Source organism: Roseomonas sp. AR75 (assembly GCF_005222815.1).
Taxonomy (GTDB): domain Bacteria; phylum Pseudomonadota; class Alphaproteobacteria; order Acetobacterales; family Acetobacteraceae; genus Falsiroseomonas.
The window spans coordinates 268,054-294,128 of record NZ_STGB01000004.1 but is presented as its reverse complement, the minus strand read 5'-3'; the positions used below and the strand labels follow the sequence as shown (position 1 = coordinate 294,128).

At 68.1% G+C, this 26,075-nt stretch carries 26 protein-coding genes and 1 pseudogene; 14 read left to right on the top strand and 13 right to left on the bottom strand.

Annotated features, from left to right (window positions below; all coding sequences use genetic code 11):
- Positions 1-120: 120 nt before the first annotated feature.
- The 12 genes from E4T13_RS15435 to E4T13_RS15380 form a co-directional block, all read right to left on the bottom strand.
- Positions 121-1,704 (bottom strand): DEAD/DEAH box helicase, encoded by a 1,584-nt coding sequence (locus E4T13_RS15435; protein WP_137179189.1) that lies wholly within the window; start codon positions 1,702-1,704, stop codon positions 121-123.
- Positions 1,701-2,798, bottom strand: coding sequence for a PD-(D/E)XK nuclease family protein (locus E4T13_RS15430; RefSeq protein WP_206030192.1), 1,098 nt, complete (start codon positions 2,796-2,798; stop codon positions 1,701-1,703). The genes E4T13_RS15435 and E4T13_RS15430 overlap by 4 nt, the downstream gene beginning before the upstream one ends.
- 2 nt (positions 2,799-2,800) lie before the next feature.
- On the bottom strand, positions 2,801-3,340 hold the full coding sequence (locus tag E4T13_RS15425; protein ID WP_137179188.1) for a DUF669 domain-containing protein: 540 nt from the start codon (positions 3,338-3,340) through the stop codon (positions 2,801-2,803).
- A 1-nt stretch (position 3,341) separates the two neighbouring features.
- Positions 3,342-4,121, bottom strand: coding sequence for an ATP-binding protein (locus tag E4T13_RS15420; RefSeq protein WP_137179187.1), 780 nt, complete (start codon positions 4,119-4,121; stop codon positions 3,342-3,344).
- Positions 4,121-4,306: a hypothetical protein gene (locus tag E4T13_RS15415; protein WP_137179186.1), complete on the bottom strand. Its 186-nt coding sequence runs from the start codon at positions 4,304-4,306 to the stop codon at positions 4,121-4,123. The genes E4T13_RS15420 and E4T13_RS15415 overlap by 1 nt, the downstream gene beginning before the upstream one ends.
- The gene (locus E4T13_RS15410) at positions 4,306-4,551 is read right to left on the bottom strand and encodes a hypothetical protein (RefSeq protein ID WP_137179185.1); all 246 of its coding nucleotides are present in this window, start codon (positions 4,549-4,551) and stop codon (positions 4,306-4,308) included. Before E4T13_RS15410 ends, E4T13_RS15415 begins: the two co-directional genes overlap by 1 nt.
- Positions 4,548-5,021, bottom strand: coding sequence for a hypothetical protein (locus E4T13_RS15405; RefSeq protein ID WP_137179184.1), 474 nt, complete (start codon positions 5,019-5,021; stop codon positions 4,548-4,550). The genes E4T13_RS15410 and E4T13_RS15405 overlap by 4 nt, the downstream gene beginning before the upstream one ends.
- A gap of 106 nt (positions 5,022-5,127) precedes the next feature.
- Positions 5,128-5,550, bottom strand: coding sequence for a hypothetical protein (locus tag E4T13_RS15400; protein WP_206030191.1), 423 nt, complete (start codon positions 5,548-5,550; stop codon positions 5,128-5,130).
- Positions 5,550-5,921 (bottom strand): hypothetical protein, encoded by a 372-nt coding sequence (locus E4T13_RS15395; protein ID WP_137179183.1) that lies wholly within the window; start codon positions 5,919-5,921, stop codon positions 5,550-5,552. The genes E4T13_RS15400 and E4T13_RS15395 overlap by 1 nt, the downstream gene beginning before the upstream one ends.
- A gap of 120 nt (positions 5,922-6,041) precedes the next feature.
- Positions 6,042-6,347, bottom strand: coding sequence for a hypothetical protein (locus tag E4T13_RS15390; RefSeq protein WP_137179182.1), 306 nt, complete (start codon positions 6,345-6,347; stop codon positions 6,042-6,044).
- Entirely contained in the window at positions 6,344-6,559 is a 216-nt protein-coding gene (locus E4T13_RS15385) for a helix-turn-helix domain-containing protein (protein WP_137179181.1), read from the bottom strand. Before E4T13_RS15385 ends, E4T13_RS15390 begins: the two co-directional genes overlap by 4 nt.
- Positions 6,556-6,774: a hypothetical protein gene (locus E4T13_RS15380; RefSeq protein ID WP_137179180.1), complete on the bottom strand. Its 219-nt coding sequence runs from the start codon at positions 6,772-6,774 to the stop codon at positions 6,556-6,558. Before E4T13_RS15380 ends, E4T13_RS15385 begins: the two co-directional genes overlap by 4 nt.
- A gap of 91 nt (positions 6,775-6,865) precedes the next feature.
- Between E4T13_RS15380 and E4T13_RS15375 the strand changes: the two genes are divergently transcribed.
- Both E4T13_RS15375 and E4T13_RS15370 read left to right on the top strand, forming a co-directional pair.
- Positions 6,866-7,564: a S24 family peptidase gene (locus tag E4T13_RS15375; RefSeq protein ID WP_137179179.1), complete on the top strand. Its 699-nt coding sequence runs from the start codon at positions 6,866-6,868 to the stop codon at positions 7,562-7,564.
- Entirely contained in the window at positions 7,561-8,091 is a 531-nt protein-coding gene (locus E4T13_RS15370) for a thermonuclease family protein (RefSeq protein ID WP_170985022.1), read from the top strand. The genes E4T13_RS15375 and E4T13_RS15370 overlap by 4 nt, the downstream gene beginning before the upstream one ends.
- Here the strand turns inward: E4T13_RS15370 and E4T13_RS30215 are convergent.
- Positions 8,084-9,343 carry a uracil-DNA glycosylase gene (locus E4T13_RS30215; RefSeq protein WP_206030190.1) on the bottom strand — a complete coding sequence of 420 codons (1,260 nt, stop codon included), beginning with the start codon at positions 9,341-9,343 and terminating at the stop codon, positions 8,084-8,086. The two genes, E4T13_RS15370 and E4T13_RS30215, sit on opposite strands and share 8 nt — an antisense overlap.
- Positions 9,344-9,722: 379 nt before the next feature.
- On the opposite strand from E4T13_RS30215, the gene E4T13_RS15355 reads away from it, so the two are divergent.
- The 12 genes and pseudogenes from E4T13_RS15355 to E4T13_RS15300 all read left to right on the top strand — a co-directional run bounded on the left by E4T13_RS15355 (position 9,723) and on the right by E4T13_RS15300 (position 26,064).
- Positions 9,723-10,223 carry a DUF2924 domain-containing protein gene (locus E4T13_RS15355; RefSeq protein ID WP_109872817.1) on the top strand — a complete coding sequence of 167 codons (501 nt, stop codon included), beginning with the start codon at positions 9,723-9,725 and terminating at the stop codon, positions 10,221-10,223.
- A pseudogene (locus tag E4T13_RS31055) lies at positions 10,220-11,572 on the top strand (recombinase family protein). Before E4T13_RS15355 ends, E4T13_RS31055 begins: the two are co-directional and overlap by 4 nt.
- Positions 11,569-11,946, top strand: a complete 378-nt coding sequence (locus E4T13_RS15345) for a hypothetical protein (RefSeq protein ID WP_137179177.1) — start codon at positions 11,569-11,571, stop codon at positions 11,944-11,946. The pseudogene E4T13_RS31055 and the gene E4T13_RS15345 overlap by 4 nt, the downstream one beginning before the upstream one ends.
- Before the next feature lie 392 nt (positions 11,947-12,338).
- Positions 12,339-13,625: a hypothetical protein gene (locus E4T13_RS15340; protein WP_137179176.1), complete on the top strand. Its 1,287-nt coding sequence runs from the start codon at positions 12,339-12,341 to the stop codon at positions 13,623-13,625.
- Positions 13,622-14,002, top strand: coding sequence for a hypothetical protein (locus E4T13_RS15335; protein ID WP_137179175.1), 381 nt, complete (start codon positions 13,622-13,624; stop codon positions 14,000-14,002). The genes E4T13_RS15340 and E4T13_RS15335 overlap by 4 nt, the downstream gene beginning before the upstream one ends.
- Positions 14,003-14,019: 17 nt before the next feature.
- Positions 14,020-16,089, top strand: a complete 2,070-nt coding sequence (locus E4T13_RS15330; protein WP_206030189.1) for an N-6 DNA methylase — start codon at positions 14,020-14,022, stop codon at positions 16,087-16,089.
- Positions 16,089-17,639, top strand: a complete 1,551-nt coding sequence (locus E4T13_RS15325) for a hypothetical protein (RefSeq protein WP_137179174.1) — start codon at positions 16,089-16,091, stop codon at positions 17,637-17,639. The genes E4T13_RS15330 and E4T13_RS15325 overlap by 1 nt, the downstream gene beginning before the upstream one ends.
- A complete protein-coding gene (locus tag E4T13_RS15320) occupies positions 17,636-18,829 on the top strand; it encodes a hypothetical protein (RefSeq protein WP_170985021.1) in 1,194 nt (397 codons plus the stop codon). Before E4T13_RS15325 ends, E4T13_RS15320 begins: the two co-directional genes overlap by 4 nt.
- Positions 18,826-19,866: a hypothetical protein gene (locus E4T13_RS15315; protein WP_137179172.1), complete on the top strand. Its 1,041-nt coding sequence runs from the start codon at positions 18,826-18,828 to the stop codon at positions 19,864-19,866. The genes E4T13_RS15320 and E4T13_RS15315 overlap by 4 nt, the downstream gene beginning before the upstream one ends.
- Positions 19,863-24,107 (top strand): hypothetical protein, encoded by a 4,245-nt coding sequence (locus tag E4T13_RS15310; protein WP_137179171.1) that lies wholly within the window; start codon positions 19,863-19,865, stop codon positions 24,105-24,107. The genes E4T13_RS15315 and E4T13_RS15310 overlap by 4 nt, the downstream gene beginning before the upstream one ends.
- Positions 24,104-24,922: a hypothetical protein gene (locus E4T13_RS15305; protein ID WP_137179170.1), complete on the top strand. Its 819-nt coding sequence runs from the start codon at positions 24,104-24,106 to the stop codon at positions 24,920-24,922. Before E4T13_RS15310 ends, E4T13_RS15305 begins: the two co-directional genes overlap by 4 nt.
- Complete coding sequence (locus tag E4T13_RS15300) at positions 24,919-26,064, top strand: hypothetical protein (protein WP_137179169.1); 1,146 nt, start codon at positions 24,919-24,921, stop codon at positions 26,062-26,064. The genes E4T13_RS15305 and E4T13_RS15300 overlap by 4 nt, the downstream gene beginning before the upstream one ends.
- Positions 26,065-26,075 lie beyond the last annotated feature (11 nt).

Here is a 26,075-nt window from a genome sequence, read left to right as displayed (position 1 = left end):
GCCTCCGGCGGAGCACATCCATGCAGCGCATGGAACAGGCTGGCAGCGGCGCGGGCGGCATCTTTGCTGGGTCGAACCACCCAAAGCCGCGCCCGGTGCGGAGTCCGCAGGCAGCGCATCTCACGCAAGCCTCGCAGCGACGATCTCGGTGTATTGCCCGACCGGACGGACCTGGATGGCGGCCGGAACGCGGAGCGCCTCGGAGGAGGTCAACGCCTCCTCGACCGAGGACGGCACCGCCAGGTCAGGCGCGCGCCGGCGCCACCAGCCGACCGCCTTCTCGCGGGGATAGCCCGTGTGCTCCAAGCACACCCATTCGCTGTGCTGGACGAGGCCGCAGCGATAGGTGACGCGGAGCGAGGGCGGCTTGCCGGGTTTCTCGTGCCGCGCATAGAACACCTCGCTGACGTCGAGCCAGATCGGCTGCTGCTGGATCGAGAGCAGGGCGTTCGACGCCGCCTGCGCCGCCACCTTCACCGCCGGCGGCGGGAATTCGTGGTCGCACTCGATGCAGCAGCGCGCGCTGGCGTGGTTGATGGTCTGGCACTCAGGACAGACCTTGACGGGCGCATCGCCCTCGCCAGCCGGCTCCTTCTTCCGGCCGTCGACCATGTCGATCGGGCCGTGCCGGGCGGTGTTGCCGGCGAAGTCGAGCACCAGGCAGTCATCCTTCCCCTCGGCGAGGCGCGTGCCGCGGCCCACCATCTGGACGTAGAGGCCGACGCTCTTCGTGGGACGCAGCAGGGCGATGAGGTCGGTGCCAGGCGCGTCGAAGCCGGTGGTCAGCACATTGGCGTTGGTGACGCAGCGCAGCCGGCCCGCCTTGAAGGCGGCGAGGATGCCGTCGCGCTCCGGCGCGGGCGTGTCGCCGGTGACGGTCTCGCAGGAAATGCCGTGCTCGCGGATGGCGTCGCGGACGTGCCGGGCGTGCGCGACGCCGGAGCAGAACACCAGCCAGGAGCCGCGGCCCGCGCCGTGCTGGACGATTTCCTGCACCGCCGCCCGCGTCACCTCGTCCCGGTCCACCGCGGCCTCGAGGTCCTTGGCGATGAACTCCCCGCCGCGGCTGCCGACACCGCCGACATCGAGCTGTGTCTCCGTTTGCTTCGGGACGACCGGCGCGAGATAGCCCTGCTGGATCGTGTCCAGCACCGCCACGTCGTAGGCGATGTCGGTGAACAGCCGGTCCTTGCCCTCGTGGAGCAGGCCGCTGTCGAGACGGTAGGGCGTGGCCGTGAAGCCCACCACCTTCAGCAGCCCGGCATTGATCTCGTCCAGCTGCTTGAGGAACGAGCGATACATGCCGCTGTCGCCGCGGCCGAGCAGATGCGCCTCATCGATCAGCACCAGGTCGCACCGCTGCACTTGGTATGCGTGGCGGTGGATCGACTGGATGCCGGCGAACAGGATCTGCGCGCGAATGTCGCGGCGCGACAGGCCGGCGGAGTAGATCCCTGCCGGCGCCTCCGGCCAGGCACGGAGCAGCGCCATGAAGTTCTGCTGGATCAGCTCCTTCACATGCGTCAGTACGAGGACGCGAGTGTCGCCGTAGGCGGCGATCGCCTCTCGGATGAATCCAGCGATGACGACGGACTTGCCGGTGCCTGTTGGCATCACGACGAGCGGATTGCCCGTATTCCCGGCGAAGTAGTCGTAGAGCGCGTCGATGGCGGCGCGCTGGTAGGGACGGAGCAAGAGCGTCATGCTGCGATGCCTCGCGCGACGGCCTCGGCTCGGCCGAGCCAGCGGCCACGATGGCCGCAGCTCGTGCAGGTCAGCCCGAAAGGATGCGGGCCTGTGCCAGGCCGGACGCTGTAGCTATTCGCGCCGCACCGATTGCAGGGGCCGTGCGAGATGATCGGCGAGTCGTTAACGGCAGCGCCGTCTCGCCATTCGCTGCCATCCGGCAGCCGGTAGTTTACCCAGTCGTCGCCGGCGTCAATCTGCTCGGCCGCGATGAGGTCCGGAATGTAGAGGTGCGCGCCGCAGCCAGACTGCTGATCACGGCGAGAGAGGGCTTGCTGGTGGCGTCCACAATGCCAGGCGCCCTCGGCGACCGGCGTGGCATGGAGGCACGACCGGCAGTGCCGCTCCGGCACCGCGCCGGCATGGCAGACGGCGTGATGCTCGCAGAGCCGGCATTCCCACCAGGCCGGATCCTCGCTGATCCGCGCCGGCGGGCGGGCGGCGTTGATGATGCGCGTCGCCTTCGCCAGGATACGCAGGCCGGCCTCCGCGTCGTAGTGGATGCGCTCCTGGTAGAGCTCGTCGGTGTCCTTGCAGACGGCGAGGTAGAAGGCCCGCTCCAGCCCTGAGAGGTGCATGTAGGCCTGCATCTGCGCCCAGTGGGTCGGCTTCGCTGCGGCGACGCCCTCGGCCTTGAGCTTGGCGAATGATTTTTGGCTGTGCGTCTTGAACTCGCAGACGTGCCAGGTCTTTGGGGCCTCGAGCAGACCGAGCGCCACGCCGTCCATGCTGCCGCCGAAGTGGCCGCTGGCGTCGCGCAGCTTCCACTGCCTGCCCGTCGCCGGGTCGACGTCGAGCACGGTGACGCCGATCCGGCGGAGGTCCGCGACGAAGCGCGCTTCCGCCAGGTTGCCCGTCTCGAACAGCCGCAGCAGCCGCCCAGGATGCCGCGCCCGCGTGGCCCAGCGGAAGGTGTACCAGATCGCGCGCTCGCATCCGGCGCCAATCAGCGAGGCGCCGAGATGCTCGCGATAGCCGTGGTCCGCCGCCGCCTCATAGGCGGCGTAGATGGCGTCCACGGTCGGGCTGATAGGGGTGGGCAGCGCGACCATGCTCACCCCGCACGACGCCAGGGCGGCGTGGCGGTGGTCGCAGCCGGCGCCGGGCGCGGCGGCGGAGGGGCGGTGCGCGGCGTGGACGCGGGTGCGGCCGCGGCACGCGGGGCCGGCGCGTTGCCGAGTGGCGCGTAGCCCTTCACCTTGTTCTGCTTGCGCTGTTCGTGCGGCGGCAGGTGCTTGTCGCGACTGTCCACTTCGACCACGAGCGTCACCTGAAGCGGCCGCAGGTGAAGCTGCTCGCTGTCACTGACCTGAAGCTGCCCGACCGCGTGGCAGATCGCCGAGAGGGTGCGCTGCGCGATCTCCACCGTCTGCTGGTTCGGATTCACCAAGTTGAGCTGGTCCCAGATCTTGCGGCCCTGGTGCGGGCCCTCGATCACGTCGAGCTCGAGCCAGAGCAGCTGGCCGGTCCCGGCCTTTGTCGGGCGCATCTCGCTCTGCACGACCTGCGCGACATAGTGCCCGGGTGGAAGCAGCTCGAAGGGAGCGGCCGGTTCGACGGCGTTGGCGTCGAAGTGCTGATTGAGCTGGGCCATGTCACTCGGCTCCTTCCGCGGCGACCGCGGTCTCTTGCGCGTAGAAGGGGATGCCGGCAGCAAGCTTCGCCCAGTCGAGGGTGAGGCTCTCCGGGAGGTTGAAGCGGTTCTTGGCGAGGAAGGCCGGGCGCTCGATGGTGTGCAGCAGCCGGTCGCCGCCGGAGACGCCACGCACCACCTGCTTCTTGAAGCCGACATCGGTCTTGATGGTGCTGACGCGATAGTTGGCGAACAGCACGGCATCGACATGTTCCTGCACCAGCGCCGCGGCGCGCTGCTGCAGCTTGATGACGTAGCGGTCGTAGGGCTCCGTCTCTGGGCTGTCGAAGCGGCGGATGTCGCAATGCGCGATCAGGATCACGCCCATGCCGCGCTCGGCGCGCAGCAAGTTCATCCCGTCCAGGAAGTCGCGCCAGACATCGAGCGCAGCGAGATAGCCCTTGCCGAAGCCGGGCTGCTCAATGTTCGACCAGGTGTTGCGCCGCGCCGTCTCCTGCCAGATCAGCGGCTCCAACCAGTCCAGGCTGTCCAGCACGACGGTCTGGAAGTCGTGTGGTTCGCCGTAGAGCGAGTCGAGCGCTTCCTGCAGATCGGCATAGCTGCGGAGCAGGCCGAAGGTCGGAACGTCGAGCACGCCGAGCCCATCCTCCGTCTGCAGGAAGACCGGATTCGGCGCGGCGGCCGCGAGGCTGGTCTTGCCGACGCCGGCGACGCCATAGAGCAGCAGCCGCGGCGGAATGAGGCTGCTGCTCGTGCGCAGGGAGGCGAGGGAGATCGCCATCAGTGCGTCTCCTGCTTCGCCGTGCGCGGCTTGGCCTTGATGACGTCGACCTTGATGTCGCCACCGGCCTTGGCGACCACCTCGGCGAAGCTGTCGAGCGTCGGCTCGAAGGCGGCCACGTCCTTGGCGCGCGCGATGGCGTCGCCCTCCAAGGGGATGGAGACGAGAATGCGGAGTTCGTGCATCAGGCTTCTCCCGTGAGCAGGAGGCGAAGGACGCGGCCGAGCCGCTCCTCGGCCGCCTCGGGGTCGGGGCCGCCGTCCTCCTCATCCTTGGTGAGGGCGTAGAGGGCAGCCGCAGCTTCCACGCACGCCCGAAGGTGGATGTTCACCAGCATCGGCACCGCCTGGTCGCCGGCACGCCGGATCTGCTCGGCCATGGGCAGGGGCCGTCTGCCCACCATCGGCGGGCGCTTGTAGTTGTCGTTCATGCCTCGATCCTCTTGAGGGTGTAGGTTGGGCGACCGGCTGCGACGGTGCGGGCTGGCTCGAACAGCGCGCGGATGCGCGGTGGCCACGCGCTGAAGCGGGCTTCAGGGACATGAAGCTGGGTGGCGACGTAGTCGGCCGGATCCTCGCCCCATTCGCGGAGCGTCGAGACGGCCGCGGTCAGCTTGGCCTGCTGCCAGTCCACCTTCTTCGGGAGGTCAGCGATGAGCTCGAAGCCGTCCCGCTCCAGGCGGACACGGCCGGTGTCCTTGCCCTCAGCGCGACGGGTGGCGCTGGCCGCCTCCGCAAAGCGGGCGTGCAGGGCGTCGTGCAGCAGGTCCGAGACGCGCTTGGCTTCGGCGCGCAGATCGGCCGCGTCTTCGAGCAGCAGCGCGAGATGGTCGAGGGGCAGCGCGTCCACCTGCGCCGCCGACATCGCGCGAAGCTGGTCGAGCGTCGTGCGGTTGCTCATCGTGTCACCTGCAGGAGTTCGGCTGCCCAGAGCAGGGCGATGACGCTGGCCGCGAAGGCGACGCCACCCAGCAGGCGGCCCAGCGCGTCGAGAAGGCGGAGCCTGGTCATGCTGCGCTCCGTGCGATGGCATCGGCCTGCGGGACCGGCCCCTGCTCGATGGCGCTGCGGCGCTCGCTCCGCGCCGTGTCGGCGTCCGGATCGAGCCGCGCGCTGCGGCCGCCGACTTCGAGCCAGGCATGCAGCTGCAGCACGACCAGTGGTGGCTGCCGGTCGCGCCACAGGAACAGCACGTCGTTGTCGCCGAGCCAGCGTGCCAGCATCCGAAAGCCGCCGCCCTCGCCGCGCGCCTTGACCTCGGCCTTCAGCGGCTCGGCGCCGCGGGCGTAGACATCGACGTCACCGCCATTGCCGCGGTAGTGCGTCGCGCCGGATAGCGGCACACGCTCGGCCCGAATGCCGCACTTCGTGTGGATCTCGACGATCGCCCGCTCACGGCGCAGGCCCTTGTCGCGGGATGCCTTGCCCATCACGCCGCCTCCCGCATTGCCGCCGCGGGTGCCGCGAGACGCCGTGCCAGGCGGATGTCGATGGGGATGGCGGCGGCGGGGATCTGCCGCATGGCGTGGCGGACGAGGATGTCGGGATCGAGACCGGCGGCATCGCACCAGGTGGCGCGCGACTGCGACCAGCGCTCCGAGGTGTCCAGCAGGAAGCGCACCGCCTCCTCGCGCTCGCGCGCCGTGACGCCGCTCGATACGCTGTGGCGAGGGCCGTCTGCCGTCTCGGTCAGGTGCGTCCGGGCGAGACGGTCGGTCGGCGTCAGCGCATCGTCGAGCGCGCGGCGGATCACCGCCGCAGCGAGCTGCACTTCGGGAATGGGGGATCGTTCGGACGACATGCAGCGATGCTCCGGGAGGGCAGGACAGGAACGGGGGGGAGGGAAGCGCGGAGGGGTGGGCCTACCCGTCGTCGGCGGCAGGCATCGCCATCATTTCCGGGACGTGGCGGAGCGGGCGCATCACGCGGCCAGCCTCGCCGGCATGGCCGGCTCGTGGCGTCGCCGCACGGCGACGTAGCTGAAGTCGTGCGCGCCGTGCCGCTGCTGCAGCAGATCCAGCCAGCCCTGCTGCGCCATGTTCCAGGCGAGACGGCTGACGCGATCCAGCTCCAGCCGATCCTCACCGCCCAGCCGCGACGCCAGGGGCGAGGCATCGATCGCCAGATGCCCACGCCAGTAGGTGAGGCGTTCGCCGGCCTCGGCGCGCTGCAGCCAGGCAGTGAAGCGAGCCTCGTCGAGCGGGCGAAGGCGAGCCGCGCGCGTCATGCCCGTGCCTCCCGGCGGAGGGCGTCCGGCTGTCGGGCCGCGGCGCGCTCGAACGCCTCGACATCCTCGAGGCGGTAGAGCACCCGGCCACCGACCTTGAGGTAGGCGGGACCCTGGTCCTGCCAGCGCCAGCGCTCCAGGGTGCGCGGGCTGAGGCTCCAGCGGCGGGCGAGCTGCGCCTGGTTGATGTGCTGGATAGGCCGGTCGTTCATCGCCGGGTCGCTCCCTTGGCACAGCGCGCCTCCAATCGGCGCATGCAGGCGCGGACCTTGTCGGCGGTCGCGAGGCTCGGTGACCGGCCCTGGCGGAGGCGGGTGACGAAGCTCGGGTCGCCGACGGCTTCGCGGCCAAAATCAGTGGCTTTCATGCGGGAGGCGGTGAGGAAGGCCTCCACCTCGGCGAGGAATTGTTCACTGAACGTTCGCATGGCTGACGCTAGGAATGCCGGGAAGGTTGAGGCTGGTCAAATTGAAAAAATAGCCTATTACCTATCCAGCACCGGCAAGGAGTTAGCCGTCGTGGAACTCGATCCCACCCGCCTGTTGGTCATGAAGCTCATCCAGCAACGCGGCACCGATCTGAAGAACGCCTCGCTCGCGATCGGGCGCAACGCCGCATACCTGCACCAGTACGTCACGCGCGGCGTGCCGAAGGTGCTGCCGGACGACGTGCGCGAACCGCTGGCGGTGTTCCTCGGCGTGCCGGTTTCAGAGCTGCGCGCGCCTGAGCCCGAGCCGCCGGCGCCGCCGCCGGTCGAGCCGCCGCCGCTCCGTCGTCGTCCCAAGGGCGTCCTGGACGGCTATGCCGCGGTCGCGGAACTGGATGTGCGGGCTTCGGCGGGCGCCGGAGCGATGAACGAGGGGATCGAGGAGGCCAAGGCGAGCTGGCTATTCCCGGAAGCGGTGATCCGCCACGAGTTCCGCGCCAACCCCGAGCAGCTCCGCCTCATCACCATCGACGGCGACTCGATGGAACCGCTGCTGTCCTCGGGCGACCGCATCATGGTGGACACCAGCCAGCGCATTCCTGTCCCGCCGGGGATCTTCGTCATCTGGGACGGCATGGGCGTGGTCGCGAAGCGCGTCGAGCACGTCCCGAACTCCGACCCGGCGACCGTGGTCATCAAGTCGGTGAACCCGGCCTACGAGACCTACCAGCGCAGCGCCGAGGAGGTGCACATGATCGGCCGCGTCATCTGGGTGGCGAAGCGGCTGTGACGCGCCTGCGCCCCGCGGCCGCGGTGCTCGCCCTTGGCCTGCTGGCGCTGCCGACGCAGGCGAAGCCGGCGGAGCCGGTCGTGCTGCAGGGGCAGGCGCGCGTCATCGACGGCGACACGCTGGTGCTGGAGGGTGCGCGCATCCGGCTGCATGGCATTGACGCTCCGGAGTTGCGGCAGCGCTGCGAGGCCGATGACGGCACAGTATGGCCCTGTGGGCGGCATGCCGCGGCGATGCTGGCCGCGATGACCGAGGCCGCGCAGCTCACCTGCGAGGGGCGCCGGCAGGATCGGTATCGGCGGCTGGTCGCGATTTGCGCGGCGTCGGGCCTCGATGTCGCCGCGCAGATGGTGGCCGATGGGTTGGCGGTGGCGGCGCGCCGCTACAGCAGGGCCTATCTCGCCGTGGAGGAAGAAGCGCGGCTGCACGGCCGTGGGGTCTGGTCGGGGCGCTTTGATCGGCCATCGGACTGGCGCGCCGTTCGGCATCGGGCTGGTCACCGCGCGGCCCCGGAGAAGCCTATCTGAGATGGGCCTTCGCCCGCGCCCAATCCGCAGGAATGGCATTCCACTTCGCTGGAGCAGCCGCGCGATTGATCGGCGACGGATGATACGAGACCAGCACCGCGAGCCCCCGCTGCCGAAGCTCTCGCGCAATCTTACCTGCTCGAAGCCCGACCAAGATGGCGACGCGCAGGTGTGGCAGGAGCTGCATGAGCTCAAGCGCAGAGTCGGCACCCTCCTGCAGTTCGGCCGCCGAGACCTCTCGTGTGCCGTTCCACCATGGCACTGCATTCCAGAGGCACGTTGCCTCGCGTGGCAGATCGGCGGCGCGCATGAACTGGAACGTCGCCTCTGCCGTGCGGTCGTCGTTGTTCCGACTGATGAAGCCTGACGAGCCTGCCATCGGACCTGGCTTCTCGAACAGGAACAAGGCTTGCGCGTTCACGCCGCCGTCCAACGGGTCGAAGTCCGGCACCTCGGTGCCGGGCCTGGCCAAGCGGAGCCGCTCGGCGAAGGTGGCGAGCGGCTGCATGTGAGGCAGAGCCAGCATCGCGCGGCGCCGCATCCGCGCGTCGCCGTCCCGCAGCGCGCGGGGCCGGTCTGACGCCAGGTCTTCGTTGCGCCAGAAACTGAGCCGCGCCGCGTCCTCAACCAACCTTGGCTTGTGGATGTCGAACAGCGCCGTCGCCGCGGCCGGCGGCGTCCGGTTCGGCGCCGATGCTCCGACGGATCGCGGAACTGAGCCCATCTCCTGTTGCGGAGCAGGCGGCTCCGGGCGCACGGACGGATGGCGCTGTACGTCATGATAGGCAAGCGGCCTCTGCGCCGCGGTCAGCTTTGCCGAGGTGGGTAGCCTTACGCCTTCCACGATGAGGCGGCCCGCACCATCCAGCACCACCGCGCCCCTCGTGATCCGGCGAAAGGCCGGTCCGGCGTATGGAATGTCAGTCACAGCCGTGTAGTCGCCTGCGTCGTTGCGCTCGACCAGAAGATAGACGGCTGGCTTCGCACCTTGGTGCAGCCGGAGACCGCTGCGGACCGTGTCGGGATCGAAGCCGAGATCGCCATCGATGCGGGCAGCGCGGCGGAGCAATTCCCGAAGCGGCACCGGCTCGCCCACCTCCGTGATCCGTGCCAGGGCGCGCGATCGTAGCGATGTCTGCCAGGACGAATAGGCGTGCCCGGTCCAGATCACGAAGTGGTCGGGAGGCGCTCTGCTGATGGCCTCAGACAGGACGCCGTCGGCGATGAACTCCAACCCTCGGGCGGCAGGCATTCGCTCCTCGCGACCTGTCGTTGGCGTGGCGTGCCATGTCTCGATGCACGATGAATATGAATGCAGCGGGCGCGGTGCTCGCGCAATGCGGATTTTCGCTCTGGTGCTTTCTTTGTCGCTCGGCTTCGCAGGGGTGCCGATTTGCTGTTTCGCGATTCTCTCGTCCGATCGATCTTCGCGGCACGATGGCCCTGCCGATCAATCAGCAACTCCCGCCCCACCTCCGCGAGGTCTGCGATCTCCTCGCCCGCGGCCTGCTGCGGCTCCGCAGCCGCGCTGCCGAGGAAGCCGCGCGCGACGCCGCGGACCGCGGAGAGCCGGTGCTACACTTCCCGGCCACCCAGCGCCTGCATGCGAACCGGACCAACCGGAGAGACGCATGACGAGGAAGACGAAGACCCAGGCCGCGCCCACGTTTACTGCGCCGGCAATTCCGCCCGCCGATGTGCTGGGCAGGCTCGCCGCCCTGAAGACCGCGGCCACGCCGGCGCTGAAGCAGCAGTGGCGGGAGTTCTTCGGCACCGAGCCACCGCCATACAACCGGCGTTTCCTGGAGAGCCGGCTTGGTTACCGCATCCAAGAGCTCGCCTATGGCGGCCTGAAGCCCGATACGCTGGCTCGCCTCGAGGCGCTGGGCGAGCAGCTTGACGGCGGGAAGGTCACGGTCCGCCGCATGCGCGGTGACGACAAGCCGATCGCCGGCACGCAGCTGATCCGCGAGTACCAGGGCGTCGAGCACGTCGTGACCGTGACGCGCGCCGGATACGAATACGCGGGCCAGCCCTACCAGTCGCTGTCGGCCATCGCGCGCGCCATCACCGGCACGCGCTGGAACGGGCGCGTATTCTTCGGGCTGCGCCCGAGCCGGAGTGCCGCATGAAGCGCGACGCGAAGCCGGTCGGCGCGATGCCGGCGACGGTGCGGAAACTGCGCTGCGCGGTCTACACCAGGAAGTCGAGCGAGGAAGGGCTCGACATGGAGTTCAATTCCCTCGACGCGCAGCGTGAGGCCTGCGAGGCCTTCATCGCCAGCCAGCGCGCCGAGGGCTGGGTGCTGGTACCGGGCCGCTATGACGACGGCGGCATCTCTGGCGGGACGTTGGAACGCCCCGCCTTGAAGCGGCTGGTCGCCGACATCCAGGAGGGGCTGGTGGATGTGGTGGTGGTCTACAAGATCGATCGCCTGAGCCGCTCCCTGGTCGATTTCACCAAGCTGGTCGAGGTGTTCGACGCGAACAGCGTGACGTTTGTTTCTGTCACTCAGTCCTTCAATACCACCACCAGCATGGGGCGGCTGACGCTGAACATCCTGCTCAGCTTTGCCCAGTTCGAGCGAGAGGTCATCGGCGAGCGCATCCGCGACAAGGTGGCGGCGTCGCGCAAGCGGGGCATGTGGATGGGCGGCTACGTGCCGCTCGGCTACGACGTCCGCGACCGGAAGATGGTGTTGAACGACGCCGAGGCCGCGCTGGTGCAGCGGATCTTCCACGGCTTCGTCGAGACGGAGTCCTGCACCAGGCTGGTGCAGGTGCTGCGCGCCGAGGGCGCCACCACGAAGCGCGGCCGGCCACTGACGAAGAGCGACGTCTACCGCATCCTCAGCAACCGCGTGTACCTCGGCGAGGCGGTGCACAAGGGCACGGCCTATCCCGGCGAGCACGATGCCATCATCGACTAGGCGCAATGGGACGCGGTGCACGCCGTCCTGCAGGTCAGCCCGCGGGTGCGGATCAACAGGACGCGGAACACCACCGCGCCGCTGCTGCGCGGGCTGATCTTCGACAGCGAGGGGCGCGCCATGTCGCCGAGCCACAGCCGCGGCCGGGGCGGGCAGATGTACCGCTACTATGTCAGCCAGGCGGTGCTGAAGGGCGGTGCCACCGAGCGGCCGGCGATCCCGCGGGTGCCGGCGGGCGAAATCGAGGCGGCGGTGGTCGCCCAGGTACGCGCGCTGCTGCGGCAGCCCGAGATGGTCGTAGGCACATGGCGGGCGGCGCGCGCGACGGCGTCGGACGTCACCGAGCAGGAGGTGCTGCTGGCGCTGGAGCGGATCGAGCCGCTGTGGGACGAGCTCTTTCCCGCCGAGCGGACGCGCATCGTCCGGCTGTTGGTCGACCGGGTTGACATCCGCGCGGCCGGCGCTGCGGTCCGCCTTCGGCTGGACGGGCTCAGCGGCTTGGTGCGCGACTTGGCCGCCCGAGAGCCCGACGCCGGGAGGGCGGCGGCATGAGTGAGGCGGCGCACACCCTCACGGTGGTCATCCCGCTTCGGGTGAAGCCACGCGGCGGCCGGAAGGCGATGGTCACGCCCGGTGTGCTGGCGCTGGAGCGCCGGCAGGACATCACGCTCATCAAGGCGGTCGCGCGCGCGTTCCGGTGGCGGCGGATGCTGGAGACCGGGCGCTTCGCCACCATCAATGAGCTCGCCGCGGCCGACAAGATCAACTCGTCCTACGTCTCGCGCGTGCTGCGGCTGACCCTGCTGGCGCCGGACATCGTCGAGGCCATCCTGGACGGGCGGCAACCGGAGGGGATGACGCTCGCGTGGGCGATGGGGGCGTGGCCGGTGGAGTGGGAGGCGCAGAGGGGGAAGTGTCGACAGTGACCGCCTGATACCAAGGGCCCAGCGCCCGCACCACCGGCGGGCCGCGGCTCCCGCAGCCAGCGGCACACAACTGCCGACTGCTGCGCCCCTGAACCCGCTACCCCCAGCGTTGCGATCGGCCCTCCTGCCCCCCCCGACACACGGCGGAGGATCCGCAACGGCCGCGGATCCAGCATCGATGTGCACGCCGCGAGCAAACGCCGTGCCGCCTTAACCTCCGAGACCGAATGGCATTGTACGTGCAACCTCACATTTTTATTGACAGCGTATATCGATGGGCCTACTGACGCATTGTGAGGTCGCACGTATCAGCCAGTTTTGTTCCGCCGAGCCTCCTGGAAGCCGCCCCAGGATGGCTCCCCTCGTACTTCGCCGGCGCAACCGCCGCCGCGTTGCGGGCAGGCATCGCCGGCCAGACGATCCACGAGCTGGGGGGCACAATCATCGAGGGTTGGAGGGTCAGCGAGACGCCGACGGCGCTCGACTACGATCCCCGCGCGGCCTCCACCCCGGTCTATCGCCAGGCCAACATCAAGCCACTGCGCCTTCAGCTCAGCGCCCAGCACTGGGCCTCGCCCGACATTGAGGGGCGCTGGTGCGTGCGGCCCGGCGACGTGGTGCTGAACAAGCTCGCGCCAGTGCGCGCGGTCTTTGTCTCCCCGGCCGCCAAGCGCCATCCGGGCGACGGCAACACGCTCATCGTCCGTGACTTGTCGCGCGCGGCTGGAGCGTGGGTCGCGCTCTGCCTCAACCAGGCGGGCTACGAGCGGCTTCTGTTTCTCGAATCGGGCGTGCTCGACCGCGTTGGACTCAAGGCGCTCGCCGCGCTGCGTGTACCGCCGGTCCCTTCCGAGATGGATGGGCTGTCGGCCCGCCTTCGAGACGCACTAGACGCGCAGGCGCTGGTCGGTGAGGCGATGCACCGTGTCCGCACCGAGGCCAATGAGTGCACGAGCGCGGCCCCGACGACGACGCGCTCGCTTCGCAGCGGAGTATTCTTCGCGTGTGACGCCTTGACCCACGAGACCTGGCTGCCCACGGCCACCGCGCTGCGCGCCGAGCAGACCAGTCTCGCCGAGGACCTGGGGTGGGTCGCAATCGCCGACCTGGCATCCTGGGACGATCGAGCACGCCTCGCCGACGCTCCCGAGCAAGCGCGGTCTCTGCGTCTCCGCGACGTCGGCGATGACCTCTTCGTCGCCCCGGCAGACGACGCGAAGGAGGAGCTCGTCCCTAGCCGCATGTTGGCGAGGCCCCTCGTCCCTGGCGAGGTGTTGCTCTCGACGCTCGGCAGTAGCTTCCGCACCGCCTACGTCGATGATGACGTCCCGCAGAACACGTTCCCGGCCGACGGCTGGGTCCGCGTGCGCTTCCGCGAGACGCCGGCCGCGTGGGCGCTCTTGCTCTCGACCGACGCGCTCCGCTCGCACGCCGCGCGGCTCGTGGTGGGATCCGTGCAGCAGTTCGTTCCGCCCGAGGCGCTCCGCTCGCTGCGGGTGCCGGTTCCGCCGCGCGAGGTCCGCGACCGCTGGCAGCGCGCCGTCGAGCGCCATCACGCCCAGCGCCGCGCTCAGGACCGCCAATGGGCCGCGCTCATGAGCGAGATGGCCGCCCTGTTCGACGCCACTCACCGGCCGTTCGCCGAGGCGCACCCGCGTACGAAGGAGGCGATCCAATGATGCCGCGCCAGGCAGACGAGCTGCTCGCCCGTCTGAAGCTGAAGGGGCTCGGCCTCAGCGAGCTGCACGAGCGCGTGCGCCTGTCCGGCAGCGCGTGGACACGAGACCAGCTCGAGCTCTTCCTTCTTTGCGCCCGCGGCGTCACGCGCGACGGCACAGGCTCATTCCACGCTATCGCAGCCAGCGCCGAGGACGACCTCGGAGCCGCTATCGTCGACGCCGTGCACTCGTTTGCGGGCAAGCCCGTGCCGGCCGCCCAGGTGCGCGCCCGCCTATCTCAACACGTCGTTACGACCGACGAGCAGGTGCTCGCCGTCGCCCGCCGCACCGCTGGGCTCGAGGTTTTCGGCCCGAATCTCATCCGCATCGCCTCGTAAGCGCTCAGGAGACACGCATGGCCGCCAAGAAGAAGCAGCAGCAGAACGTAGCGCACGCGACGACGGTCGCCTCCGAGGAGAGCAACCTCCTCAGGTCGATGGTTCACCTGCTCTCGAGCGCGGGCTTCGATCAGTCTCTCGAGCTGAAGACCAGCGAGCCGGACATGGCGGCCGCCGTCGTCTGGGGCCGCCATGAGGGCGTCGAGACACCGCGCATCCTGGCGCTCGTGCTGCCTGCCGGCGCGTGGGGCCGCGCAAACGCCGACGAGGTGCAGGTGCTCTCGTACTCGCTGCCGCCGCCCGAGACGCAGGCCGACCAGTACCCGCAGTTCGCGGTCGTGAAGGACGCCGAGGGCAAGCTCGAGGCCTTCTTCGACCTCGCGTACCCGCCGCACCAGATCGACAAGCTCCCGGGCCTCGCAGAGATCAACGACTACAAGCGCATCAAAGCCGACCCGACCTACCGCTGGTCGATGCGCATGTACGACCGGCTGATGAAGGGCTTCAACGCCCTGCACGAGCGCATTTACCAGACGCACAAGGACCGGGTGAACGGCAAGAACGACATCATCGAGGAGGTGGCGAAGCTCCTCTTCCTTGAGTCGTTCCGCCTGCATCACGCTCACGAATTGGGCGCGCTCACCTTCGCGCACGACGGCAAGCAGCTGGACCTGAAGGACGTCTTCACCGCGGCACATGTGAAGGCAAACGGCGCCAAGGCAGTCGCCGAGATCCAATCGGCGTTCGAGCACTTCAAGCTGCACCCTGACTACGTCGTCACCGACGACGCCGGGGAGAAGCACGCCATCTTCGACAAAAACGCCCACCTGCGCCTGGCGCAGCCGGGCAACTACGAGGCGGTGCTCTCACTCATCCAGGACCTCGGCCCGGTCACCGACAACCAGGGCAACACGGTGAAGAAGCAGGGCACGCTCGCCGATATCGCCGCCGACGTGCTCGGCCGCGCCTTCGACGTCTTCCTGCGCGCGAACTTCGAGTCGAAGGGCGGGCTCGGCATCTACCTCACGCCGGCGCCCGTGAAGCAGGCGATGCTGGCGCTCGCCTTCCACGATATCAAGGAGAGCACCGAGGACGCCGCGCGCCTCGTGGCTCGCGACGGCAAGGGCCGCCCGGCCTTCCGCTTCTGCGATCCCGCCTGCGGCAGCGGCGGTTTCCTCTCCGTAGCGTTGAGTCACCTCCGGCGCACGCTCGACGAGCTCGGCGGCAAGGCCACAGCCACCGACGAGGCGAAGAAGAAGCTCTTCGCCGAAATGTGCGAGCACAGCTTCGTGGGCGCGGATTCGTCGCCCCAGATGGTGATGCTCGCCCGCGTGAACATGGCGCTTCTAGGTGCTCCCAAGGCCCGCATCTTCTACACGCAGAACTCCCTCATCAGCCCGCAGCTCGAGCCCGGCACCTTCGACCTCATCTGCACCAACCCGCCGTTCGGGACGCCCAAGTTCAACAAAGGGCAGGAGGAAGCGAAGAAGGCGCACGAGGAAGCGATGGAGAAGATCCTCGCGACCTTCCGCTCCGACCTCACGGAGCGGACCGGGCGAGGTGGCGGCTTCGACTACTCGCCCACTGTCACGGGCCTGGCGATGGGCGGCAAGCCCAACAGCAAGAACGTCTGGAAGGAGGGCTCCACCAACATCGATCCGGCAGTGCTCTTTATCGACCGCTGCCTGCAGCTGCTCAAGCCGGGCGGGCGCCTGCTGATCGTCTTGCCCGACGGCGTTCTCTGCAACTCCGGCGACAGCTACGTGCGCGAGTACATCATGGGCACGAAAGACGACGCGACCGGCGAGTTCCACGGAGGCAAGGCCATCGTGAAGGGCGTCATCAGCCTGCCTGCCGACGCCTTCAAGCTCTCGGGCACGGGCGCCAAGACCAGCGTGCTCTACGTACAGAAGCGCCATGCGCGCAGGGACGACCCCGAGAAGTTCCAGGACGAGCCGCAGACTGACGTGTTTATGGCCGTCGCCGAGACCCTCGGCTACGTCGTGAAGAACAACGTCGAGGATTACAGCGCGGGCGTCCCCAACGACCTGGCCGCCATCGTCGGCGCGTACGTGCGGGGGGAGTGATGGCAAGCCCGGAACGGCATGTCCGCGTTCGCGCGACTGAGTTCAGCCCGGAACGACTCGACACGGGTTTCTACTCCCGTGCCTATTTCGACACCCGGGCGGCCATTAGCAGGAGTGGACTCAAGACCGAGTCGATCGGCAGCGTGTGTGAGCCATGGCAGTTTGGCGCGTACGCGTTGTGCAACGACATCGAATGGAGCGACGCTGCAAGCGGTGTTCCCTACATCAAGGCTGAGGCGCTCGGCAGCCCGCTGCTGAACGAGTCTGGTCTTGCGTATGTGACGCCATCCACTCATCGACTGCTCGAGAAGTCTCAGCTCAAGCCGGGGGACATCGTTGTCTCGACATCTGGGACGATTGGCTTGTGCGCGGTGCTCCCCGAGCGCCTCAACGAGGCGAATTCGAACCAAGACACGATCAAGTTCAACCCTTCTTCGGCGGGATACGATTGCTTTTTCGTCGCCGCGTGGATCGCGAGCGCGCCAGGTCAGGTCTTTCTTAATCGCGAGGCTGGCGGCGCGGTCCAGCAGCACGTCTACCTCTACAACTTCAAGCGCGTGCCCCTGTTGAAGATCGCGGCAGAGGCGCAGCGCTACATCGGTGACAAGGTTCGGCAGGCCGAGCGGCTGCGCGAGCGCGCGCGGATGCTTGAAGCCGCTGTGGCGAACATTCACGCGCAGTTCATCGTTCCGCCGACGGGAATCGACTTCGCGAAGCGCACGCGCCGGCTTGCGGCGCGCTCCCTCACGGAGCGCCTCGACGCCCACTTCTACCCGTCGGCGGTGGAGCAGTACTTCCGGCAGCTGGGCGGTCCGACCCGCTCGCTCGAGCGCCTGTGCTCCCTCGTGGTCAACGGCCAGAGCCAGCCCGAAGCGGAAGAGGGCGTGCGGCAGGCAACGGTCACAAATCTCGGGCGCAGCTTCGTCGAAGGCACGCTTCGCATCGTCGAACGCCCCGCGGATGGCTCACGTGCGCTCGCACCTCATGACCTGCTGCTCTGCAATGCTGCGCACAACAAGAGCTACATCGGACGCGACGTCACCTACTCGCAGGTGGAGGGACCATACCCGTCGACCGAGGTCATGGTTGTGCGCGTCGACCGGACGCAGATTCCAGCGTCGTTCGTCCGCCACTATCTGAAGACCGCGATCGGCTATCTGCAAGTCCAGTCGACGATCCGCGGCATCACCGCGCACTCGTATCCGACGGACGTAAAGCTGCTCGAGATTCCTATTCCGGCGGTACCTGATGTCGATCGTGAAGCGTGGTTCGCGACCGACGACCAGATGCTTGCCGCTGGCCGCTGTTTCGACGCTGCGAGGGTCTTGGCGAGTGTGGCAACGACCCTCGTCGAGCACCTGATCGACGGCCGCATCAACGAGGCCGACCTCGTCGCCGCGCAGAAGGCGCTCGAGGCCGGCGATCGCAGCCCGGACCGCGAGATCCTGAAGGCGATCCAACAGAGCGACGCACCGGACGCCAAGCCGCTCATTGCCGACGTCGATGCGCTGTACGCGCTCCTCGATGAGCCGGATGGGCAGGACGCATGACACTCTCGGCGCTCCAGGGACGCACGCTCACGCGCCTCGTCGAAGATGTGCGGACCCTGCTCGTGCAGGGCGAGGCGCCGTCTTCGTCCTTGCGCGCCCTGGAGAACGTGCGAACGACTGGGCTGTGGAGGGAGCATGGCGAGGTAGCCGTCGCGAGCCCCGCCGTGGTCACCCTCATCGACCGGCTCCCGAACCCGGGAGAGGCGTTGCCCGCTGTGCTGTCGCTCGTACCCGAGGTGCGCGAGGCGTGGCTGCGCATCGTACGCGCGCGCCTCGCCGAGACGGGCGAACGCGGCGATATCGCGGCATTGACCGAGGCGATCAACCAGGTGGGCGCGCTGGCGAGCGAGCTGGTGGACGTGCAGGCGCCGTCGCTGGCGGCGACCCCGTTCGGGGAGCTGGAGCGTGAGGTGCTGACGACACCCGCGCACGAGGCCGCCGCGTTCCCGGTGCTGCTCCGTGTGCTGGCCGCCACCGCCGCTATCGCGGCAGACCCGACGAAGGCGACGCTGCCGACCGCGTTGCCGGAGGTGGCGTTCGACGATCCCCAGGCGACGTGGCGACCTGGGCGGCTGTTGCGTCTGCCGACGCCGACCGAAGCCACGACTACGACGGTGGTCCTGAGCGGGGCGCTCAACGGCAAGAGCGGTGATACTGACCCGATGCGCTGGGCGTTGCACCACCCATGGGCGTTCCTGTTGGCGCAGATGACCTTCACCAAGGAGGCGTGGGAGGCCGAGCGCGTGTCGGGCGGCATCGCGTTTGAGCTGGAGCCCGCGCACGCCTCGCTGTTTCTCAGCCCGCCGCGCGTCGAAGTGGTGGTGACCTTGCCGAGCGGTGAGGAGATCCGCTGCGGCTCGCTCGGCGAGCTCTGCCAGCGCACCCTTGCCCAACTCGGCATGACAGTGCTCGCCCACCGCGTCACCGCGAGCACCCTCGACGACAAGCTCGCCCTGGTCATCGAGGCCGTTCAGCGCCGGGATGTGTGGCGCTTCGAGCACGGCTCGGGCGCGCGACGACCGGCTTACACGATTCACCCGTCGTTCTCCGACGCCTGCTACCGCGCACTGGGCAGTCGCGCGTTCTACCGGCTCGGCTCGCCGGTGACCGCCGCCATCCGCCGTGCCTCCGAGGGCTGGGCCAGGGAGCGCATTGCGCGTGCCGCTCCAGCAGAGGGAGGCAACGCATGACGCGCACGCTCTACCTCGAGCGGCCGACATTCTGGACCGAGACCAGCGATCCCGAAGCGTGGTTCCGCGCACTCGATGTGCTCGACGCCAAGCCGCCCGAGGCTGGCTCGCCCCGTGCCGTAGCCGGCCGCGCGCTCGTGGGCGTCATCTCTCGGCGCGGCGCCCTGGGCTTGTTCGGCCTGGCTGAAGGCCGTCTGCCCGGCGTCGGGCTCGTCACGCGCAGCGCCGAGGGGCGCTGGGCCGTGAGCGACGAAGCGCAGGTGCTGCTGCGCCGGTGGAAAGAGGCGCCGACGCGCGGTACCGAGTTGCTTGCGGCGTTCCTCGTGCGCGAGAGCGTGTGGCTGCGCCTTCTGCTCCTGCGCCTTGAGCGCCGCGAATGGGAGCTCCACGGCTGGTCCAAAGTGCGCAGCACCAGCACAGGCCTCAGGGCGGGCACGTCGCTGCTGCTGCACGAGCACGCCGAGCCTGCGCGCTGGTTCTCGGGGCTTGAGCAGCAGACGTCGGCCCGGTGGCTCGCGCGCGCGGGTTGTGACTCGCTCGCTTACGCGCCCGACGTCCTTTCGCGCAAGCGCAGCAAGGACAACCTCTCGCTCACACCGCTAACCGCGCCGCTGCTCCTGATCGAGTCGGTGGGCTGGCTGTCGCGCACCGGCGTGCTAGCGCTGCCCAACGAGCTCCTGGCCGACCTCACAGGCACCGCGACCCCGGCACAGGCGCTCACGGACCTCACCAGCGGCCACGCCGACCTGCGCGGCTTCGTCGCGGCCGAGCCGGTGCTGCGCGAGCTGCTCGCCACCTTTGGCGCGACCCCCGGCGACGAGGCCTTCGCCCGCTGGATGGACGCGCTCGTCGACGAAGCCTCGAAGCGCGGCGCGCTGGAACTGCTCGCCGTCGAGCCTGGTCAGGCCCGGCACGGGCGGGGGCTCTTTGCCGATCCCACGAAGAAGCTCGTGCGATGGGTGGTCCACAGCGAGTTCAACGAGACCTTCCAGAACGCCTGGCGCGCGCTCGAGCCGCCGCGGGAGCTGACACGATGACGACGATCAACAAAGCAAAACACCAGTGGGCGGCGACCGGCGTATCTTCTTACCCGCTCACGCACCCCATCGTGGGCCAAGGGCGCTTCTTCGAGGCATTCAAGCACTTCATCCACCTCGTCGACGACGAGGCCGAGAAGTTCGCGCACGTCTTTGCGGTTATCGCTCAGTGGGGCGTCGGTAAGTCGCGCCTTGGTTACGAACTAGTGGCGCAGATCAACGACACTTCGCGCGGCTGGTGGGTGCGGGGCGACGATGGTTCGCTCACCAAGGCGAGACTCTTTCACGACGATAAGGACCGCGACCAGTACCTCGGCCTCTACATCCGCTACAGCCAAGTCGCGAACGACTACAACAATGTCGACAACTGGTTCGCCTACGGCCTCTACAAGGCACTCCTGCCACTGGCGCGCGGTAGCTTCGATGGCTCGATCCAGGGACAGATCGCCAAGGAAGCGAGCGATCGGCTGACGGTAGCCGGCTTCGAACCGAAGAAGCTCGCCGACGCGCTGGAGGCGTCGAAGAACCACTCCGACGAAACGCTCTACGAAGATCCCGAGTTGGTGACGCGCCTGTGTCAGGCGGCGTACGCGTACCTCCAATCCTTCGGCATCAAATACGTGCTGGTGGTGCTCGACGAGCTCGAGACTGCCGCCGAGGCTGCGACCTACGGCCTCGACGCGACCGACATCAAGCACCTCGATGGCCGCGCCATCAAGCTGATGGGCAAGGCCATCAAGGAGGAGGATCCGCGCCGTAAGCTCCCGTGGCTGCGCTACGTTGCGCTGTGCTCGCCGGCCATTGGCGACGAGCTACGCGAGATCCAGTCGACCGCACGCCGCTTCGAGCTGGCCGAGCTCTCGTCGAACGCTTTTTCCGACGTGAGCGACTTCGTGCAGACGCTGTCCGCTGACGGGCGGCTCGCTGAGGCCTACCCCCCGGGTTTGGTTGAGGCGGCTTACGCCATGAGTGCCGGCAACTTTGGCTGGTTCAACGTCGTCATGGCCGGCATCGATGAGCGACTGCGCGACAAGCGGGCGCGCGGGGAGAAGGACGCGCCGGCGGTGGGCGCGCTCTTTGACGAGCTGGTGCGCGTGTCGGGTCGCGTGCGGCAGCACGTGCTCGACCATCACGCGCTCGAGCTGCTGAAAATCGATAAGGCGAAGCTCCCGGTGGCGCGCGATCTGCTCTACGGGCAGCTCCCGGTCGCTCTCGACAGCTACACGCCCGAGACGCGCACCGCGGTGCTCTCGGCGAAGAACGAGTATGATGAGCCCATCGCCACCATGTTCCGCCGCGTCGAGTGGGACGAGCTGGAGGCGGCCGAGGCGTTGCGTGCCTCGAAGTTCACGCGCGACAGGGGCGTCTGGCGGCTGGGCGGCGTCGATCAGCCGCTCGATCTGCGCCAGCTCCTATCGAACCTTGGCACCTACGCCATCCACGAGACCAGGGGGCAGCGCCGCACCGACGGCAAGCACACGCTCGTGGTACCGCTGCGTCAGAGCGATTTCGTCCACCTCGTGTCGCTCCTTTATCCGCACGCCGCTGCGGAGGACGCCGCCCGCGCGTTGTGGCGTCGCTTCCTGGGCGCCGACGACCTGACTGCCGACACCGCAAGCCACGTCGGCCCCAGCGTCGAGATGATCGCGCGCCTGGACCTGCGCCACAGGAAGCAAGGCCAGACCTCGCTCATCTTCCGCGATCCGGACCAAAACGGCGCGCACGAGAAGGCGCTCTCGGCCCTACGCACCCAGGACGAGCGGCAGCGTGCTCAGCAGGTGCTGGTCGGTGCGATGCGGGTCATCGACCAGCACTGGGCGTACAACGCGGCACCATCGGGCATCCGCGATGCCTCCCTGACCGTCATTGCCACTTCGCCGCTCACCAAGGGCAAGCAGCCTGGGGGGCTCGTCACCTTTGACGGCCTCAAACTGCACCCCAAGGGTCGAGTGCTATTCGCCTGGGTGAAGAACGACGAAGAGCTGGAGCGGCTGTGCAAGTCGGCGAGCGCGCAGTTTGACGAGGAGGGCCGCACACCCATCGTCGCTTTTACGTCGTCGCGTGCGCTGGTTGACCGCATGGCGAACCCGTCGAGCGACACGCTGAAGGGCGCCAAGAGCTATCTCTTGCTCTATCAGCTCACGTCGACCGAGGAGCATATCCTCCATCAAATCGGACTACCGACGCATGCAAGCGTAGGGTTCCGGCTCGACGGCCATGGATTTACCACCGCCTTCAACAACCGGCTGCAGAGCCTCGTTCGCCCGTTCTCCGAGGAGGTCGGGCGTTTCCGACAGCAGCTTAACGATCTCGGCCGGATCGCGTGGCCGCTCCGTTCGTCTGGAAAGCTGAAGGAGGCTGAGCAGGAGCTGCTCATCCATGCTTGGCGCATCCTCGCCATCGACAAACCTGCGCCGACGACGCTCGCGCACCTTGACGACAAGTCGGGCGTCGACGTGGAAGCACTCAAGACGCTGCTCGCCAAGCTCGGCGTCACGCCGAAAGCTCGCGCGGCCGGCTACGTCGACGGTGAGCGCGCAGGCCTGTTCTCACGGGTCGATGACGCGGCCGAGCCCCAGTTTCCGTCCTTCCTCGTGGATGCCATCTCCCGCCTGCTGAGCGGCGACTGGACCTTTGCGCGCGCCGAGCGTGAGTGGTTCTGGGGCTACTCGTGGGAGGGCATCAAGCCGAAAGACACCTACTTCGAGTGGATGTCGATCTTGCGCGAGCTGGGCATCGCGAAGCCGAAGCCAGGCGCACAGAGTGCCGATGTCTACACCGCGACGACGCGCGCCGAGCTACGCGGGGCCGTTCAGGAGGCCGAGAACTGGCTCAAGACGGACTACGCGGTGCTGGTCGCTGAGATGGAAGCCGTGTTCGGCATCGGCCGCGTGAAGGAGCTGTTCGCGCCAGAGGTAGGCGCGCCTGGGACCAAGACGCTCACGGCACGCAAGAAGCTCATCGACAGCACCTCCGACCTGGATGCGCTCGACAAGTCCGAGACCCAAGCCGCAACCGCCGAGAACTTCCGTGCATCCGCTCAGCGACGGCGCCGCGTCATCGCCAACATCGACTGGGTCTACCGCCGTGAAGAATTCAACGCGATCCAGCAGGACCACAACGTCAAGACGCTCGACTTCGAGTCCGATGCTGTGCCGCTCTGGCAGCGCATCCGGCGCGCGTCGCTGTTCGTGGAGTTCGTTCGCAAAGCAGAACGCCACATCCGCGCCCGCACCATCTCGCTCGCCGAGGAGATGCGCCTCGACGTGGTCTCGCTGCATGGCTTCCCGATCGCGCTATTCACGCTCTCGCTCGAGAAGGTCGCTCACATCCTCGACGGGGCGCTCGCACCTGCCGCGGTACCAGGCCAGACCGAGATGGTCCAGGCGAACGAGCCGGGTACGCTGCGGCAGAACCTGCGTGACCTCAAGGTCGCCGACGCCACCGTGCAACTCGAGAACCTCGCGCATGAGGTCGGGATCGATCTGACGACGTGGGTCGAGCAGGCGCTCGCGCACTGCGAAGGGCAGATCGTCAGCGCCTTCCGCGAACTTAAGTCTGTGTACGAGAAGCTGCGGAGCGACCTGCTTGGTGCGACCGAGCGCATATCGGCGCTCCAGACTGCGCTAAAGGCAGCGCCCGCGGACTTCCACTACCCCAAAGGCGCCCTCGCGCTGGAAAAGCTCCAGGGACGACCGGCGCTCATCGAGAACACGCTTGAGGACGCCCGCGGTGAGGAAGTGGACCGGATCCGCTCTGAGTTCGACGGTCCGGCCCGGCTTGGCAATTTCCAGCCCTTGATGTCGCGCGCGCGGGACTTGCTCGACGAGCCGCGCCGTGCGCTCACACAGCTGCTCGGCCACGTTATATCCGTGGAGAACGCGATCACCGAGTACCGGAAGAAGCTCATTGAAAAGCCGGAGTTGCTGAAGGCGCATCGCGGTCTCGAGGCATTGGCACAGGCAACGGCAGCAGCGGCGCCTCGGGCCCTCTCGTTCAAGGAGGTCGAGGACGTCGGGGCGCTCTCGGAGGCGCATAAATTGGTGAGCGCTCGTGTGCAGGAGCACACGGTCGCGGGCGGCAAGCTGCTCGCCGACACCGGGATCAGCTTCGACCGGTGGTGCGCGATCGTCGGCGCGCTCGACGCGGGGCGCGACCCAGCGCTTGAGCCACAAGAGGCCGATGCACTCCTAAAGCGGAACCTCGTACGGCGCACCTACAGGCTCGGGGTGAAGTCGTGACCGTCCCGGTTCTTCTCTACGGCGGGCTCGCCACACATCGGCGCGGGAAGATCCTGCGCGAGGTGCTTTCTGCTGAGGCGACGACGACTCTGCCCGAGAGCAGTGCGGTGGTCTTGGCATTCGCCGACGCGTTTCAAGGAGCCGATAAGAGCGAGCAGATGCGTCTCGTCGAGTGGACTCGCGTAGCCGGGCACTTGCTTCTGCTCGTGCCGCCGTTCGCCGCGGGAACCTGTGAGCACCCCGTGCCGTGGCGAGCGGAGCGCATCGAGGGCGGGCCGGGAGGTGGGGAGGGGCTCGCCAAGGTTCTTGCCGGTGAAGTTACGCACCGCCTCGAGGGAAAGCTTCAAACCCCACCGCTGCCGGGGGCGACGTGGAGCGACCTCAGCGTGTGCATGGGATCGTACCGTCTGCACCCCGCGGCCGGGCTGTTCGCGATCACGTGCCTCCCTCTCTGGTCGCTGTCGGTGCTCGATGCTCCTGACGAGACGCAGCGTTGGCTCGCCAGCTTCGTTGCGCTTGCGGGTGAGGCGAAGCCCTTCGCCGCGCCGGCGCAGATGCCGCTCTCGGCCGACCACTACGGGCTCCTTGTGTTCCTGCTCAGCGGGAACTTCGAAGGTGAAGAACAGGCCATCGCGGCACTGCATGCGTCGTCGATCTTCCGCATTGCCCCCGAGCGGGCGCGAGCGCTCTTGAACGATCTCGACGCTCGAGGTCTGGTCAAGGGTGCCATGCCGACAACCGAAGCCACCGAGCGCGTGATGCAGAGCCCCTATGCGCTGTACGTGAGCGCGCTCCGCGAGGTAACCACGCAATGACCACCAATCGAACCCTGGCTCAGACGCTCGCGGTGCAGTCGCAAGTTCACCTGCCGGGTACTGTCGGGAGGCTCCTTAAGCAGATCCGCGACCTCGAGCGCGTGGCGCCGCTCTTCGTGAAGGCGGGCCTCGTGCGCGCGGTCGAGCGCCCAAACCCGATCGACACCCGTGCCTCGGGGATCGCGACACACTCCGCGACAACGAAGACCATCGGTGGGTTCCTCTACGGCGCGGCGGCCTCGCGGTGCGACCTGCTCGTCGAGCATAACGCCGTCTCGACAGCAGGCCAGGACAGCGCCTGCGAGATCGACGACATCAACTACGAGAACCAGTCGATGCGCCTTGCGCTCGCCGCGATGAGGCAAGCGTACGAGCTTGCCGATCGTGCCGTCGTAGAGGAGCGCTCGCGTCTCGTCTTCCTCGACACGGCGCTGGTGATGGACCGGAGCATGGTGCCGACGGCGAGCCGCGCTGGAGGGTCGGGCTATCCGGCTGCTTATGCCGCCACGCGCGAGGCTATCGAGGCTTTTTGGGCGCGCCACCGAGAGCGTCTGTTCCCGTGGAACCCGAGCGGTTCGGTCATCGTCGGCCTCGCTTCGCAGCGCTTCGGCGCAATCATCCAGTCTGCGCAGCAAGATCTGCGGCTTCAGGACGGACGCAGCCAGATCTTGCCCACCGAGACGGTAAACCGCGAGGCGCTCGCCGCCCTCGACGGCGTGCGCGACGCGATCCTCGGCGTGGGAGAACGACGCTTCGTCCACGGCATCCTCGGCAGCTTCACGAGGACCGCCGCCTTTCGGATGAACGTTCACGCGCCGCGCATGGAGCCGGGCAACGTCGTCGAGCTCGGCGTCGTAGGCCTTCACTTCCGCGCCGGCCCGACGACGGAGCCGCGCCTAATGCAGCTCGTAGGCGACGCGCCCGCGTGGACGACCGAAGCCATCGACGAGATCGTTGGGCTGACTATGGCGCTCACTGCAGTGGGCGGTACCGCGGCGACCCCGCTGCCGGTGCAGCTCGCAGAGCGCGAGCTGACCGCGCTAGGACCATTCCTCGAACACTACAGCCGAAGCGTCGCCGGTGAGCTGAAGCGGCGCGAGATCGAGAGCATCTGGCTCTCGGACTTCGACGTCGCGACGTAAGGGAGAACGAT

What these genes read in the sequence shown, in the direction of transcription:
- E4T13_RS15435 (WP_137179189.1), bottom strand. Translation starts at nt 1,704, where the DNA reads ATGACGCTCTTGCTCCGTCCCTACCAGCGCGCCGCCATCGACGCGCTC.
- E4T13_RS15430 (WP_206030192.1), bottom strand. Translation starts at nt 2,798, where the DNA reads ATGGTCGCGCTGCCCACCCCTATCAGCCCGACCGTGGACGCCATCTAC.
- E4T13_RS15425 (WP_137179188.1), bottom strand. Translation starts at nt 3,340, where the DNA reads ATGGCCCAGCTCAATCAGCACTTCGACGCCAACGCCGTCGAACCGGCC.
- E4T13_RS15420 (WP_137179187.1), bottom strand. Translation starts at nt 4,121, where the DNA reads ATGGCGATCTCCCTCGCCTCCCTGCGCACGAGCAGCAGCCTCATTCCG.
- E4T13_RS15415 (WP_137179186.1), bottom strand. Translation starts at nt 4,306, where the DNA reads ATGCACGAACTCCGCATTCTCGTCTCCATCCCCTTGGAGGGCGACGCC.
- E4T13_RS15410 (WP_137179185.1), bottom strand. Translation starts at nt 4,551, where the DNA reads ATGAACGACAACTACAAGCGCCCGCCGATGGTGGGCAGACGGCCCCTG.
- E4T13_RS15405 (WP_137179184.1), bottom strand. Translation starts at nt 5,021, where the DNA reads ATGAGCAACCGCACGACGCTCGACCAGCTTCGCGCGATGTCGGCGGCG.
- E4T13_RS15400 (WP_206030191.1), bottom strand. Translation starts at nt 5,550, where the DNA reads ATGGGCAAGGCATCCCGCGACAAGGGCCTGCGCCGTGAGCGGGCGATC.
- E4T13_RS15395 (WP_137179183.1), bottom strand. Translation starts at nt 5,921, where the DNA reads ATGTCGTCCGAACGATCCCCCATTCCCGAAGTGCAGCTCGCTGCGGCG.
- E4T13_RS15390 (WP_137179182.1), bottom strand. Translation starts at nt 6,347, where the DNA reads ATGACGCGCGCGGCTCGCCTTCGCCCGCTCGACGAGGCTCGCTTCACT.
- E4T13_RS15385 (WP_137179181.1), bottom strand. Translation starts at nt 6,559, where the DNA reads ATGAACGACCGGCCTATCCAGCACATCAACCAGGCGCAGCTCGCCCGC.
- E4T13_RS15380 (WP_137179180.1), bottom strand. Translation starts at nt 6,774, where the DNA reads ATGCGAACGTTCAGTGAACAATTCCTCGCCGAGGTGGAGGCCTTCCTC.
- E4T13_RS30215 (WP_206030190.1), bottom strand. Translation starts at nt 9,343, where the DNA reads ATGCCTGCCGCCCGAGGGTTGGAGTTCATCGCCGACGGCGTCCTGTCT.
- E4T13_RS15355 (WP_109872817.1), top strand. Translation starts at nt 9,723, where the DNA reads ATGACGAGGAAGACGAAGACCCAGGCCGCGCCCACGTTTACTGCGCCG.
- E4T13_RS15345 (WP_137179177.1), top strand. Translation starts at nt 11,569, where the DNA reads ATGAGTGAGGCGGCGCACACCCTCACGGTGGTCATCCCGCTTCGGGTG.
- E4T13_RS15335 (WP_137179175.1), top strand. Translation starts at nt 13,622, where the DNA reads ATGATGCCGCGCCAGGCAGACGAGCTGCTCGCCCGTCTGAAGCTGAAG.
- E4T13_RS15330 (WP_206030189.1), top strand. Translation starts at nt 14,020, where the DNA reads ATGGCCGCCAAGAAGAAGCAGCAGCAGAACGTAGCGCACGCGACGACG.
- E4T13_RS15325 (WP_137179174.1), top strand. Translation starts at nt 16,089, where the DNA reads ATGGCAAGCCCGGAACGGCATGTCCGCGTTCGCGCGACTGAGTTCAGC.
- E4T13_RS15320 (WP_170985021.1), top strand. Translation starts at nt 17,636, where the DNA reads ATGACACTCTCGGCGCTCCAGGGACGCACGCTCACGCGCCTCGTCGAA.
- E4T13_RS15315 (WP_137179172.1), top strand. Translation starts at nt 18,826, where the DNA reads ATGACGCGCACGCTCTACCTCGAGCGGCCGACATTCTGGACCGAGACC.
- E4T13_RS15310 (WP_137179171.1), top strand. Translation starts at nt 19,863, where the DNA reads ATGACGACGATCAACAAAGCAAAACACCAGTGGGCGGCGACCGGCGTA.
- E4T13_RS15300 (WP_137179169.1), top strand. Translation starts at nt 24,919, where the DNA reads ATGACCACCAATCGAACCCTGGCTCAGACGCTCGCGGTGCAGTCGCAA.